General features: G+C 66.9%; 13 protein-coding genes and 1 pseudogene. 5 read left to right on the top strand and 9 right to left on the bottom strand.

All coding sequences use genetic code 11. The features are described 5' to 3' along the window. Window positions 1-4 precede the first annotated feature (4 nt). Window positions 5-430, bottom strand: a complete 426-nt coding sequence (locus LG396_RS25475; protein ID WP_225796542.1) for a hypothetical protein — start codon at window positions 428-430, stop codon at window positions 5-7. Between the two features lie 183 nt (window positions 431-613). Between LG396_RS25475 and LG396_RS25480 the strand changes: the two genes are divergently transcribed. Both LG396_RS25480 and LG396_RS25485 read left to right on the top strand, forming a co-directional pair. Next, the gene (locus LG396_RS25480; RefSeq protein WP_225796543.1) at window positions 614-871 is read left to right on the top strand and encodes an Arc family DNA-binding protein; all 258 of its coding nucleotides are present in this window, start codon (window positions 614-616) and stop codon (window positions 869-871) included. Between the two features lie 5 nt (window positions 872-876). Next, a complete protein-coding gene (locus LG396_RS25485) occupies window positions 877-1,245 on the top strand; it encodes a PIN domain-containing protein (RefSeq protein WP_263979608.1) in 369 nt (122 codons plus the stop codon). 167 nt (window positions 1,246-1,412) lie between these two features. Here LG396_RS25485 and LG396_RS25490 read toward each other — a convergent pair whose 3' ends face one another. Beyond that, the gene (locus tag LG396_RS25490) at window positions 1,413-3,149 is read right to left on the bottom strand and encodes an AIPR family protein (protein WP_225796545.1); all 1,737 of its coding nucleotides are present in this window, start codon (window positions 3,147-3,149) and stop codon (window positions 1,413-1,415) included. A 277-nt stretch (window positions 3,150-3,426) separates the two neighbouring features. Beyond that, the gene (locus LG396_RS39405) at window positions 3,427-3,555 is read right to left on the bottom strand and encodes a hypothetical protein (RefSeq protein WP_263979585.1); all 129 of its coding nucleotides are present in this window, start codon (window positions 3,553-3,555) and stop codon (window positions 3,427-3,429) included. Between the two features lie 795 nt (window positions 3,556-4,350). On the opposite strand from LG396_RS39405, the gene LG396_RS25495 reads away from it, so the two are divergent. Continuing rightward, a complete protein-coding gene (locus LG396_RS25495) occupies window positions 4,351-5,076 on the top strand; it encodes a hypothetical protein (RefSeq protein WP_225796606.1) in 726 nt (241 codons plus the stop codon). Between the two features lie 27 nt (window positions 5,077-5,103). On the opposite strand, the pseudogene LG396_RS39945 reads toward LG396_RS25495, so the two are convergent. Both LG396_RS39945 and LG396_RS25505 read right to left on the bottom strand, forming a co-directional pair. Continuing rightward, window positions 5,104-5,361, bottom strand: a pseudogene (locus tag LG396_RS39945) (transposase); the annotation flags it as partial. Window positions 5,362-5,496: 135 nt separating this feature from the next. Then, on the bottom strand, window positions 5,497-5,637 hold the full coding sequence (locus LG396_RS25505) for a hypothetical protein (protein WP_225796546.1): 141 nt from the start codon (window positions 5,635-5,637) through the stop codon (window positions 5,497-5,499). A gap of 73 nt (window positions 5,638-5,710) precedes the next feature. Between LG396_RS25505 and LG396_RS25510 the strand changes: the two genes are divergently transcribed. Continuing rightward, window positions 5,711-7,138 carry a recombinase family protein gene (locus LG396_RS25510; protein ID WP_225796547.1) on the top strand — a complete coding sequence of 476 codons (1,428 nt, stop codon included), beginning with the start codon at window positions 5,711-5,713 and terminating at the stop codon, window positions 7,136-7,138. A gap of 608 nt (window positions 7,139-7,746) precedes the next feature. Here the strand turns inward: LG396_RS25510 and LG396_RS25515 are convergent. The 4 genes from LG396_RS25515 to LG396_RS25530 all read right to left on the bottom strand — a co-directional run bounded on the left by LG396_RS25515 (window position 7,747) and on the right by LG396_RS25530 (window position 11,247). Beyond that, the gene (locus tag LG396_RS25515; RefSeq protein WP_225796548.1) at window positions 7,747-9,141 is read right to left on the bottom strand and encodes a replication initiator; all 1,395 of its coding nucleotides are present in this window, start codon (window positions 9,139-9,141) and stop codon (window positions 7,747-7,749) included. Between the two features lie 269 nt (window positions 9,142-9,410). Beyond that, window positions 9,411-9,608, bottom strand: a complete 198-nt coding sequence (locus LG396_RS25520; protein WP_225796549.1) for a hypothetical protein — start codon at window positions 9,606-9,608, stop codon at window positions 9,411-9,413. Then, the gene (locus LG396_RS25525; protein WP_225796550.1) at window positions 9,605-10,906 is read right to left on the bottom strand and encodes an FtsK/SpoIIIE domain-containing protein; all 1,302 of its coding nucleotides are present in this window, start codon (window positions 10,904-10,906) and stop codon (window positions 9,605-9,607) included. The genes LG396_RS25520 and LG396_RS25525 overlap by 4 nt, the downstream gene beginning before the upstream one ends. Then, a complete protein-coding gene (locus LG396_RS25530) occupies window positions 10,903-11,247 on the bottom strand; it encodes an SCO3933 family regulatory protein (RefSeq protein ID WP_225796551.1) in 345 nt (114 codons plus the stop codon). Before LG396_RS25530 ends, LG396_RS25525 begins: the two co-directional genes overlap by 4 nt. A 171-nt stretch (window positions 11,248-11,418) precedes the next feature. On the opposite strand from LG396_RS25530, the gene LG396_RS25535 reads away from it, so the two are divergent. After that, complete coding sequence (locus LG396_RS25535) at window positions 11,419-12,204, top strand: GntR family transcriptional regulator (protein ID WP_225796552.1); 786 nt, start codon at window positions 11,419-11,421, stop codon at window positions 12,202-12,204. The last annotated feature ends 264 nt before the right edge of the window (window positions 12,205-12,468 follow it).

Raw genomic sequence — 12,468 nt, forward strand, 5'->3', positions numbered from 1 at the left:
GTGGTCAGGCGGGTATCCACGAGGGCCACCACGGCGGGATGTTGCCCGCCGGGCAGAGGACGGGGTCTCCGGGGTACCGGGGGTATCCGTCCGGCGTGCCGATAACGGCGAACGCCGCCCATCCGACGAGCAGGGCGACCTCCAGGGCGATCGGCACCACGGTGAAGACGGCCGCCCTCCAGGAGCCGGGCCGCACGAGGCGCCACAGAACCCCGGCGGCGATCGGAGAGGCGAGCGCGCTGACGAGCAGGAGGAGCGGGAGTTCGAGGAAGAGGAGCCCGAATCCGTCCCCCGGTGCCTGCGCGGTGTCGCAGGAGGCGCGCGCACGCAGGATGAGCCAGCAGGCAAGAACCCCGCAACCCACTCCGGTCAGCGGCGCCAGCAAGAAGGCGGGCCAAAAGCGGCCCCACGGCCATGTGTTGTCCCCCACGCCGATACGACACCGAACCCGACCGAAAGGTTGCGCACCCCGCGACCCGCGGCACCCCGGACCGGGGCGCACGCGGCACGTTGGTGGTGGTCAGGCTGCTCAACGGCAGGTACCGGAGCGACTCTTTGGCGTACGGGTACGGGTGCGTACCCGTACCCTGGGGCGGTGGGAAGGAGTCTGCTGATGCCCGATGCCAACGTCCGCATCCCCGAGGAAGCCAGGGACCGGCTCGCCGCCGTCGCGGCGGCCGAAGGGATGTCCCTGCGCGCCTACCTGGCCCGCCTCGCCGAGGGCCTGCTCACACCGGCCGAGCGTGCCGAACGGGCGGAGAAGGCCCGCGAGGCGCTCAAGGCCTGGAACGGATACGCGCCCACCGCGGCCGAGCAGCGGAACCTCGACACTGAGCTGGACCGGCGCCTGGACGAGGTAGTCGGTTCGTGACCGACCTGCACATCGTCCTGGACGACACCGCGATGACAGCGGCCGGCCAGGGCAACGTCCTCGCCTCCCGGCTCATCCACCGGGCTCACGCCGAGCCGGGGTGGTTCCTCTACGCCCCGGCGTGTGCGCTCGTGGAAGCCGACCGCAGCCGGCCGGGAACGGCCGAGCACCTCGCGGCCCTGCCCGGCATCACCGTCCTGGACCTCGATCTGCCCGCCGCCCTGGCGGTGGCGAAGCAGAGGACCTGGGCCGCAGCCCACAGCAGCCACGCGGCCCAGCCCACCCCGGAACGTCCCGACGGGGCAGTGCTGGCGACCACCGACCCGAAACGGTGGGAGGGCCAACGGGTACGAGTCCTGGACCTCAGCATCTGACCACCACACACCCTGCTGCACCCGCGCGAACCAGTATCCGCGGGAGACCACAGACCGAATTCGCTCAGGGGTAAGGAGAGGATCGCGGCCAAGTGGCCGCGGCTCTGGTCGTGAACGGCGGGAGTTAAAGGACAGCCAGCTCCCCGAAAACCAGGATGCCATCCATATTATTCTGTGGACTTGGCTGTCCCTCTCCTCGCGCCGTCCGTAGCGGGATTGCTATCCCATTCGCCACGAACACGATGAACGAGGTCGCGGCACTTCGTTATGTTCTTGAAGAGGCTGGTGACGTAGCTGCTTGCGTAGGCATCATCCACATGCTTCGCAAGCGACATCAGCGCTCGCTCCGTAAGTACGGGGACCCGCCTCATTTGAGTCGACCACTCACAATCGGCATCCTCGATACCTTGCAAGTCGAGCTGCCGGAATACCAGGTGTAGGACAAGTCGGTTACCCTGGAGACACACAGAACGCGGACGCCCGTCGAGCTGCCTCTTGAGGTCAGCAAGCGTGTCGTCCACGCAACGCATTACCTCAACGCACCTCCAAACACGATATGGGCCTACTCCTGAGTGAAAGAGCGTTCGGTACGGACCTTTTTTCGTCGACTCCCAGAGACTCCCGACCTTACTTTTCGCCAGCACTGCCAGACTGGGTTCCCTATTCGCACAGGCAAGTGCGACCGTAGCGTCCACCACAGTGCAGCCATTTTCGGGTCGCGGCACCGGCTCACCACGCTTTATCGCATACGTCTTCTTTAGGGACAGAACTAGCTCTGTGCGCAATCTGTCTTGGACAGGGTCAAGGGCGACGAAATCCCTGGTCTCTACTGCGTTCTGGGTATTTGTTGCCCGAGTCACTGCCGCTGCAAAATCATCCGGGCAGCCCTCAAGATTGATGAACCGAACCCAAACCATGGCATCTTCCAGGCCACTCTCAGCTCGGTGTGCAGCTTGATGGATACTGGCTACAGTCTGGGCCCCGTTGACCACACTCACGCCGGTGAGCGCAAAGTCACCAAAAGTGCGACTAGCGGCACCCCGAGGCGTCTTCTTGATGCTCTCACAAAGCGCAGTAACGCCGTTGTTAAAGTACCAGAAATGGTGTGGGTCCTCTTGAATCGTACGAGTCAGCGACTCATTTACGCTTGTACTTCCCAATGCCATTCGAATGTTCTGGGAGAACAGCCGATCACCGAATCTCTCATACCATTCTGCCACGCTCGAGGCAGTTACTACACCGTAGTATGCTTCATACGGTTCGCTTACAACACCCCAGTTCTCCAACTGCGCTTGAAAATCGATACGGGGCTCTCCAAGCCCATCCGCGACAAACGCATGGAACTCGTTGAGCCCAAGCAATTCAACCGACACGAGCGGCTGAGTTTCGTTCATCTCTTGCAGTACGTCCTCAAATACTCCGGCAGAGGGTGTCGCCAAGTCGGTTCTGCCGGTAGTCGCAATGACCAGGACAAAGGTTACATCGACATCATCGAGGGCAGCGGTTATCTGTTCCTCTCGAGCTCGAAGCCGCGAGGAGAAACGATCGAATTTCGTATCCAACAGATCTTTGAAACCCGCAGTAAAGTTACGAGAGTCGCCTAACCCGAGGGTGCCGTCGCCAGAACCATCCCATTTCGATTGGACGAGTATTACCCTGTGCTGCGCAGGATCGACAGCGATTGCGTCGATGCCGTTATCATGACTTCCGTCAACAACAGCAGATGCGGCGGCCGCCGTGGAGAGTTCCGTAAATCTCTGCACTGCAAGCGCTGCCAAGGAGCGGCTCAGAAATGCCTTTTCGCGCACCGAGTCACTTGCTCTCGCATAGTCGCTCATGTCGATGTGATCGGCAAAGCCTTTGTGCAGCGCTTCCTTGACATGCCTGATCCAGAGCTTCTTCACGTCATGCCCCTTGATCGCCGACCTCATGGACGCGTTCACGTCTCCACCAGCGTGGCTGAAGCGACTCCCCAATGCGCGCTCATACTCTTCTTAGCCCGTCAACTTGCTGTCCGCAAGGGAGCATGAGGGGAAGAATTTCCTGGCTGATCGAACAGTATCTGCATTCCCTTCCAGCCGCACAGCAGTTTGATCAGAATGCCGACGCAGTCGTGCGGTTGCGCAGACGCCCGCACCCCGGGTGTGCGAGGTGCGGGCGTCGCGTGAGGGGTGGGGGTCGTCAGGCTGCTGTTGTTACCGGGGGTTTGTGGAGGATGGGGGGTGTTGGGTCCGGGTCGTTGATGTCGAAGCTGGTGGCGTTGTCGTACATGTCGCGGTCCAGGATCTTCTCCTGCGACGCGACCAGCACCGGGATCACCGCCTGCCCTGCGACGTTCGTCGCCGGACCTCATGTAGGTAGGTTGGTCCGGCAGGGAGCCGAGACCAGGGCGAGACCGAGCGCATGGCCGAGAGCGTCAACGCCGCTCTACGCCAGCGCCCGGAGCAGGGCAAGCCGCGCGCGGGCGGGCCGCGCGTGTTCGGCTTCGAGCCGGGGTCCAGCTTCCAGTGACTCGTTCCGGAGGAGGTCGACTTGATCCGGGAGGGCTACCGCATGCTCATGGAGCGGAAGACGACCGGCGACTGGCGCGGCTGTGGAAGGGGCGAAGCGCACGGACGTCCGGTACGGGGACGGCGTGGACGATCCAGAAGGTGAAGCGCGTCTATCGCTCCGACCGCGTCGGCGGCATCGTGACGCACCGGGGCCGCCGCCACCATCGCTGAGAGCCGGGAAGTGGTCGACGCACTCACAGTGTGGCAAGACGACCGCCCGGAGAACCTTGAGCGCCGCCGCACCATCGCCGCCGGTGCGATGGGAGAGGGTTGACGTCTTCAGCGTCGGCAGGGGCCGCCGCAAGCCGCCGGAGTTGGACTCCTCCAAGTCACACCGCGCGGCGCGGAGTCTGACTCCTAGCCTGTGACCTGGCCCCACCCTCGGACGAGTTGTGGCCCCATCTGGTTGATCACGAAATCGGTTCCAGCGAGTTCTCGCCAAACCAGGATCACCGGAGCAGGATGTGGGCTGCTCATGTCCGGCGTGCGCCGGGGCTCTTCTGCGAACTCCCAGCCGGGTAGCCTGGGTTACTCGCGACGAGGAGATCGGATCATGACAGGGAGTCCCGAGGACGTCACTGCTCGCGTGCAGACCGCTGCTGCGCGTACCTCGGCGGCGGGTTCGGCGCGGTTGTCGTATGGGTTACATTTCGGTGCGCCCACACTCGAGGAGCAGGAGTGGGACGGCGAGGGCGTGGTCGATTTCGCAGCCCGTCAGGCGCAGGTCTCTGAGTTTCTCTTGCCCGCACATGTCCGGAATGGCATGCAGAACGCGCCAGAGGCAATCACCAAACCGCACGAGAACCTCTACGACGGAGCGACCAGGTTGATGCGTGTGGGCGATTCCTGGTTAGCCGCCCCCGACGACGTTGACCGGGATGGCCCGCGCAGCCATCACGATCCGCTCTGGCCACTGGATGCCCTGTTCGGTGCCAGTGATGACATCATCGAGGCCGGTACGGGCACCATCCGTGACGCCACTACCACTCACTATCGGCTCACCCTCGATATCCCGGCAGCGGACGAACTCCTGCCCACGGGGATCAAAGTGCCGGAAGGGTCATTCCGCCACTTGCGCGAGCTGCCGGCAGAGGTGTGGCTGGACGACGCGGGCCTAGCGCGCCGGATCGCGATCCAGAATGCCGCCGGCAATCGTCAGATCTGGAAGGTCACCGAGTTCTGGGACTTCGGCGTCACGATGGCGATCACCCCTCCCGATGCCGACCAGATCACGACCGACCCAGCCGATTTCCACCGGATCCTCATGGGAGACGGCTAAGCCGTTTCTTGGGGATTCACTTGCAGACCAGATGTGGATGGCGGCGAGGTGTAGCCCGGCCAGGTAGATGGTGGCGGTCTTGTTGTAGCGGGTGGCCAGGCCGCGCCATTGCTTCAGTTTGCTGATGGTCCGCTCGACCGCGTTTCGTTGTTTGTAGCGCCCGCGGTCGAAGGCCGGTGGCCTGCCACCGCGACCGCCCAGCCGATTGCGGGCGCCGCAGATCCGAACGGATCGCCCGCGACGAGTACGCATTGTCCCCGAGACCATGTCCGGCCTGGTCCGGGGCGTCCGGTGGGTCGTGGCGCACTCCGCCTCGGAGTCAGATCCGGCAACAACGGCTCAATCCGCGCCCACCACGTGCGAACGCCCGCGGCCCCGGGATTCTCGGGGTGCGGGCGTTCGGCTTTCGGGTGGGCGGTCTCAGGCTGTTGCCGGGATTTTGGAGGGGGTGGACAGGGTGGGGGGTGTCGGGTCCGGGTCGTTGATGTCGAAGCTGGTGGCGTTGTCGTACATGTCGCGGTCCAGGATCTTCTCCTGCGACGCGACCAGCACCGGGATCACCGCCTGCCCCGCGACGTTCGCAGCCGGACCTCATGTAGGTATGTTGGTCCGGCCGGGCAGGGAGGTCGGGCACATGGCGAAGCCGCAGCGCGTCGGGATCTACGTACGCATCAGCAAGGACGCCAAGGGGCAGGAACTCGGGATCAAGCGCCAGGAGAAGGCGTGCCGGGAGTTGTGCAAGCAGCGGGGATGGCCCGTACTCAAGGTCTACCCCGAGAACGACACGTCAGCGTCGACCACCAGCCGACGGAAGCGCCCAGAGTACGCACGGATGATGAAGGACGCCCGCGCAGGCGTCATAGATGCCGTCGTGGTCTACTCGATCGACAGGCTCACCCGGCGTCTCAGCGAGCTGACCGCCTTCCTGGACGAGCAGAAGGCGCACGGCTTCCAGTTCGCCACGACCGAGGGTGAGGACACCTCCACGGCCAACGGCCGCATGATCCTCTCTATCAAGGGAGCCGTCGCCCAAGGCGAAACCGAGCGCATGGCCGAGCGCGTCAACGCCGCTCTACGCCAGCGCCGGGAGCAGGGAAAGCCGCACGCGGGTGGACCACGGGTGTTCGGCTTCGAGGAGGGCTCGAACTTCCAGCGACTCGTCCCGGAGGAAGTTGAGTTAATCCGGGAGGGCTACCGCATGCTGATGACGCGGAAGACCACCGGCGACGTGGCGCGGCTGTGGAACGAGCGAGGTGCACGGACATCCGGAACGGGCACGGCGTGGACGATCCAGAAGGTGAAGCGCGTCTACCGCTCCGAGCGCGTCGGCGGCATCGTGACGCACCAGGGCCAGGAGGTCGGAGACAGCACATACCCGCACCCCCTCACCCGCCGGGAGTGGGAGAACGTGCAGACGGTCCTGGACGAACGCAGCACCCCGGCCCACCGCGGAGCGGGCCGCCGCAAGCACCTCTACCGGGGCTTTCTACGGTGCGGTCACTGCGGTTCGGTGATGAGCGTCCAGTGGATGACGCTCAATGGGAAGCGTCGCCGCCGCGCGTTCTGCAACTCCTCCCAGATCGTGAAGGAGACAGGCGAACCGGGCTGCGGCAAGGTCTACCGGGCGTACGACTGGATCGAGGCCCGCCTTGACGAGGTTGTAGAAGCCGCACTCCTCAAGCGCCGGCCGAAGCCCCGCCCGCGGCCGGTCGATGACGACCTGAGCAACGAGATCGAGCGGCAGGAGCGCCGGGTCAGGGATCTCCGGCAGCGGTGGAAAGACGGGCAGATGGAGGACGAGGACTACTACGACTCCCTCGGCCATCTGCGAGAGACGCTGCGGCAGCTACGAGCGCGTGAGGCCGCCGCCACCGTCGCCGAGAGCCGGGAAGAGGTCGACGCGCTCACCGTGTGGCGGGACGACCGGCCGGAGAACCTTGAGCGCCGCCGCACCATCGCCGCCGGTGTGATTGAGAGGGTTGACGTCTTCAGCGTCGGCAGGGGCCGCCGCAAGCCGCCGGAGCTGGACTCCATCCAGATCACGCCGCACGGCGCCGCATAGGCCAAGTTGCAGCAGCCAAGCGGGTATTCACGAGAGCTGTCGGCGGAACGACGGCCCTCGTGGGCTCACAAGGAGGGGAGAAGGAATGCCAAATTTCTTCAGACGGCGGGGAAGCAAGGCTAGGTTCTCGCGGACACCGCCGCCCGAGTTGGTGGCGGAGGCACGTCGACATCCTGGCGGTTGGGTGTACGAAATCGACGGCGCAATGGTGAGTGACCCCAACGGAGAGGTGCCCCCGACAGCCATCATCGGGGCATGGGAGGTTGCCCAGGATGGTGAGCTGACTGGCACCTACCAGGCGAATCCAAACTACGGCTCTGAGGCTTGACGAGGACCGTCGACCAAGCGAGGTGGCAGCAAGCGGCGTCTCCGCCGGATGTCCTCACGGCGCCCCAATAGATCCTGCGACTCCAGTCCTGCCGACGAAGCCCATCACGCCGCGCGGCGCGGAGTCCTGGTGGGACGCGTAGCCTCCCGCTCCGTATGTCGCCTGTCCGCGGCGTACTCGTCCACGACCGCGGACAGGCGATCGTCGTAATCCTCCGGAGGGACCCAACGCTCAAGGATCCGTGCGATCCACTCCGGAGGCGACGAGGGGGCGGGATCGGTCAAGGGCGCCCATCCCCTTCGCGAATCGCTTCACGAGCGATCTCGCGGTTGGTGGCAAGGTCCTCAGCGACGCCGGCCGCGATAAGGATCGCGCCGGGCGTGTGGCCGGAATCGGCGTAGCGCCATTGGACGTCGGTCACCGCGTCCGAGACGCGGGCATGGTCGCTGGTGCCGTCGCCCCGTTCGTGCCGGGCCCGTTCGGCACGCAGGGCCGCGTAGGTCGTCGAGTAAGCCCGGGACTTGGTGAGGATGTGGCCGCGGTAGCCGAGGGTGTGGGCCCATGCGTGCAGGCGTAGCGGTGCGTACTCCGGCAGGTCGCCGAAGCGCCAGCAGGTGCGCATGAGGGTGCGAACGTGCTTGCTGACGCGGGCCGCGTCGATGTCGTGCCGGGCGGTGAGCCGGTAGTCGGTGCCGGCACCGGTGGCGCTTGCGCCTTTGGTGACGTACTTGGCGACGTAGGCGGCTACGGCGTCGTCAGGCGGTCCGTCGAGGTCCGCACGCAAGGGCCGCGCGTCCACCTCGGCGCCCCAGCGCAGCACCAGCTCGCCCACGGCGGGGCTGTACGGAGTACCGACCGTGATCCGCTGCGCCGCACGCACAGCCTCAATGAGCCGTTCTGTACTGCCCCACGCGGGAGGTTCGTCGTCCGGTCCGGCGGGGCCGTCCAGCCGTACGACGGCGTGGACGTGGACGGCGGCGCGTCGCTGGTACTCGGCTACGCGGGCGAAGGAGAGACGTGCGTGTTCCGGGAAGCTCGTCTGTGTGAGTCCGACTGCGGTGGCGAGGTGGCGCCGGACGGCGCGGACGAAGCGGTCCCAGAGCTGGCCCGCGTGTGCGTGCCAGAGCACGTGTGCCGTGTAGTCGTAGCAGCCGGGGCAGAGCGGTTGACCGACGACGGATTCCGCCGGGTCGTGGACGGCGCCGCAGCTTAGCGGACGGCCGTGTTCACACTCGCCGAGCTCACGCCGAGGGCGGCAGCGTTCGCCGGTTCGGTGGACGGCGCCGAAGGACGGTGCAGTGAGGGTGAGGAAGAGGCGGGGGCGGTTGCGGACGGTGGTGGGGGTGTTCTTGCCGCCGAGGAGGCCGGCGCGGACGAGGTGGTACGTGTCGCCAGCGTGGAGGCGGGAGCAGGGCGGGCAGATGGTGGCGCGGCGGTTGCGGCAGCGGATGAGGAGGCGTTCGCCGGGTTCGTTGCGGGTGTCGTAGTGGTGCAGGATCTCGCCGGTCACCGTGTCGCGTGTGGTGGTGACGCCGGAGAGGTGGATGGGTTGGGCACAACCGCCGGTGGCAGTGACTTGCTGGAGCCAGCGGGGGAACTTGGGGTCTTGCGCGAGGCGTATCGCGTCGCGGTCTGCGTCGGAGAGCTGGCGCAGGCGCGCCGCCACGTCGAGCACGGCGCGCCTGTCAGCCCGGGTGTTGTCGGGGGTGATGGTGGTGACCTTCCGGGGTGGGCCGCGGTAGCGGCCAAGTTGGCGGGGAATGGCGCGCTGTCGTCCATGTCGTTGCTCCTCTTCGTTGATCGATTGGCTGGATGGTTCAGCGGATGGTTCCGGCACCCCGGCAGACGCGGCAGCGTCGCCGTCGGCCGGTCCAGGTGGTGCGGGCGCCCTCTCCCTTGCAGTGCGGGCACCTGACACGAGGCATAGGCATGCGTGAAGCCCTCCTAGAAGTGGGCGAAGCCGCTGGTGATCCAGGTCATGAAGCCGTCGACGGTGTGGATCACCGGGGTCTGTCCGAGGTAGATGCCGAACAGGGCGATGCAGGTCGCTTCCCAGGCGCGTACATCCCGGGAGCGGACGAGAAGGAAGGTGATGATCCCGAACAGGACCACCAGCGAGACGACCGTTCCCGCGCTGGTCATGACTCGTCTCCCCTCAGCGCCTGTAGGGCGCGGTCGAGGGCGGGCAGCACGGGCGTCACGTGCGCGTGCTTCGCCGCCGCGGTGGTGGCTTCCTCGGTCGTGGTGAGCTGTGAGCGGGCGCGGCTCCAGCCACCCTCCGGTCCGGCGCAGACGGCGACGCCTTGTTCATCGGGGGTGATGGACTGGGCGACGGTCACGGCGTCCTTGTTGAGGTCGCCCAGGGCCATTTCCGCAGTCCCGGGGTCGTTGACGCGGTGGCAGACCCGGCCGCTGAGCTGGGCACGTAGGGCGGTGGCGCCGGGACCGAGGTCAGAGCCGATCCTTTGGCCGGCGATGACCAGGTGGACGCCGAGGGCGGCGCCGAGTTGGGCCAGGCGCAGCAGGTACGTGGAGCACTGTTCGCTCTCCGCCTTGCTGGCCCGGGTGCCGTCAGACAGGTACAGCTCTGCCAGTTCGTCGACGAGGACGACGACCGGAACGGGCCGTTGCTTACCCGGCAGCTCCCAGATCGAGCGGACCCCCGCGGTGCGGCAGATGCGCATACGGTCCTGTGTCTCGACCACCAGCGCGCCAAGGACGGCCACCGCTTCACGGCGGGAAGTGGCCAGCGCGCTCAACCGGTCGGCGAACAGGCCCAGCTCCATGCCGCCTTTGCAGTCGACGCCCACCAGGGCGACGGGCTGGGGTGCGAGTTGGGCGACGATGCGGGCGAGGAGGGTGGACTTCCCGGATCGGGTGGCGCCGGCGATGAGCCAGTGCGGCAGCAGCAGGAAGTCCATCACCCACGCGCCGCCGCTCTCCAGCGCGCCGAGGACCGCGGTCAGCAGCCGGGGCTTGGCGGTGACCAGGCCCGGCCGCGCGAGGGGGTCGGTGGCGGTTGCGGTCAGCAGCACGTGTCCGCGTTGCGGGGAGGTGACGCGGACCGCGTGGACCTTCCAGGCGTGCGCCAGCGCATCAGCCGCCGCAACGAAGACGGCCGGTGTCTGACCGGGGTGGAGCCGCACCATGACGGTCAGGCCCAGGCGGGTTGCCCGCGGGAAGGAGATCCGCGGCGGTGCCGGGCGCAGTGCCTCGCCCTTGACGATCAAGTCGCCGAGGAGCCCGCGCGGCGGGCGGTGGGAGACGGCGAGGTCGGTGAGGATGGCGACGCGGCGCCAGGTGGCCAGCACCCGGCATGCCGTGACCGGGTAGCCGGTGAGGTACCAGTGCCAGGCCGGCCGGTGCCGCTTGAGCAGGTTGCCGACGACCAGCACCCACGCCAGCACGGCCCCGGCTAACGCGATCAGGATCGTGTTCATGCGGCACCACCGCCGCGTGCCGGGGTGGTGGGCATGGGGGTGATGGTGTCGGCGCGGAAGCTGATGCCGTGTCGGTCGCCCATCTGCCAGGCGAACGCGGTGAGTCCGGTGACCTTGAGGATCTGCCCTTCCTCGATCCCCTTCGGTTCGCCGGCCACGGCGATTTCGATGACGGAGATGCGGCGGGCGTCCTGGCGGACGGTGACGGCCACGGTGTAGACGGTGTTGCCGTCCTTGTCCTTCCTGACTTCCTTGGTGTCGGGGTTGACGATCTTCGCTTCGGGGGCGATGGCGCACCGCAGTACGCCCAGCCGCCCGGTGTCCACAGGTATGGACTGCATTGCTTCGGCCTCCCTGGCCTGTTGAGGACGCCAGACCCATCCGCCTGACGTCACTTGTCCTGACGAGTTATGAGTATGGGGAGCTGTACAGCGCGGAAGCAACTACTTATTCTGACGAGTGATGTCGCGCGTGCGACGTGCCTACGACGATGGGAAGACGAAGGTGCCGAGATGAGCGAGATCCAGCGCCCAGGAGCCCTCTACCAGCAGGTCGCCGCCGCCATCCGCGAAGCGATCCTGTCCGGCGAGTTCACCGCCGGCGCACCACTGCCCTCCGAGACCCAGCTCATCGCCCGCTACCAGGTCTCCCGCCCCACCGTCCGCAACGCCATCGCCGCCCTGCGCGCCGAAGGACTCATCGAAGTCCGCCACGGCAAAGGCAGCTTCGTCCGCACCACCGGAACCCCCGCGCTCACCATCAACCGGCGCGTCACTCGCAGCCGCGGCGGGCAATTCACCTCGGCGGACGGCATCGAGTGGACCACCGCCGAAGCGCCCGCGGTCTTCCGCTCCCACACCACCCAGGCCACCGGCGCACTCCTCGGACTGGACGCGGAAGAAGCGGTCTTCGTCTGCGACCGCCTTCTCACCGACCCGGCCACCGGCACCCGCGCGTTGCACCGCACGACCATCCCGTTCGAAGTCGCCGAGGGCATCGACACGCTCGCCGAGGCGCCGGACCGCGAGCCGGATGCGATCTACGCGCTGCTTTCCGAGGCCGGGCACACGCTGTGGTGGTCCGAGACGGTACGCGCCCGTATGCCGCTGCCCGACGAGCGGACCGCCCTGCAACTCCCCGACGCCACACCGGTCATGCACCTGGCGCGCATCACGCACGGCACCGACGACCGGCCCTTGATTCTCGAAGAACTCCGCGCCGGAGCGGACCGCGCCCAGCTCGTCTACCGGATCACCGCCGACAAAGCAGCAGCCACCCGCAGCAGCCGCAACGCCTGAGGGCCGGGGATCGGTCGAAACTTTCTCTACTTCCTCAAGGGCGCGCCTGCGGCGCGCCGGGCGCCCGTGCCGCCCCGGCCGGGCATGCGGCGTGCCCGCCGGTCCCGGCCGGACGGCCAGCGCCCCACCCCACAGCGCGCAGGATTCGGGAAGAAGCTGACCGTCCGAGGTCTGCCGGGGTGCGCGGGGCTGGGGGTCGTCGGCTTCCGAGGCTTTAGGCAGCTCCCATGGGGCGAGCCTCGAAGAGCAGGGGGCCAATCGGGC

The organism is Streptomyces aculeolatus (genome assembly GCF_020400605.1).
Taxonomy (GTDB): Bacteria; Actinomycetota; Actinomycetes; order Streptomycetales; family Streptomycetaceae; genus Streptomyces; species Streptomyces aculeolatus.

Bases quoted from the DNA above. Each gene is read 5' to 3' on its own strand.
- LG396_RS25480 (WP_225796543.1), top strand. From the start codon at position 614: ATGCCCGATGCCAACGTCCGCATCCCCGAGGAAGCCAGGGACCGGCTC.
- LG396_RS25495 (WP_225796606.1), top strand. From the start codon at position 4,351: ATGACAGGGAGTCCCGAGGACGTCACTGCTCGCGTGCAGACCGCTGCT.
- LG396_RS25510 (WP_225796547.1), top strand. From the start codon at position 5,711: ATGGCGAAGCCGCAGCGCGTCGGGATCTACGTACGCATCAGCAAGGAC.
- LG396_RS25520 (WP_225796549.1), bottom strand. From the start codon at position 9,608: ATGACCAGCGCGGGAACGGTCGTCTCGCTGGTGGTCCTGTTCGGGATC.
- LG396_RS25525 (WP_225796550.1), bottom strand. From the start codon at position 10,906: ATGAACACGATCCTGATCGCGTTAGCCGGGGCCGTGCTGGCGTGGGTG.
- LG396_RS25530 (WP_225796551.1), bottom strand. From the start codon at position 11,247: ATGCAGTCCATACCTGTGGACACCGGGCGGCTGGGCGTACTGCGGTGC.
- LG396_RS25535 (WP_225796552.1), top strand. From the start codon at position 11,419: ATGAGCGAGATCCAGCGCCCAGGAGCCCTCTACCAGCAGGTCGCCGCC.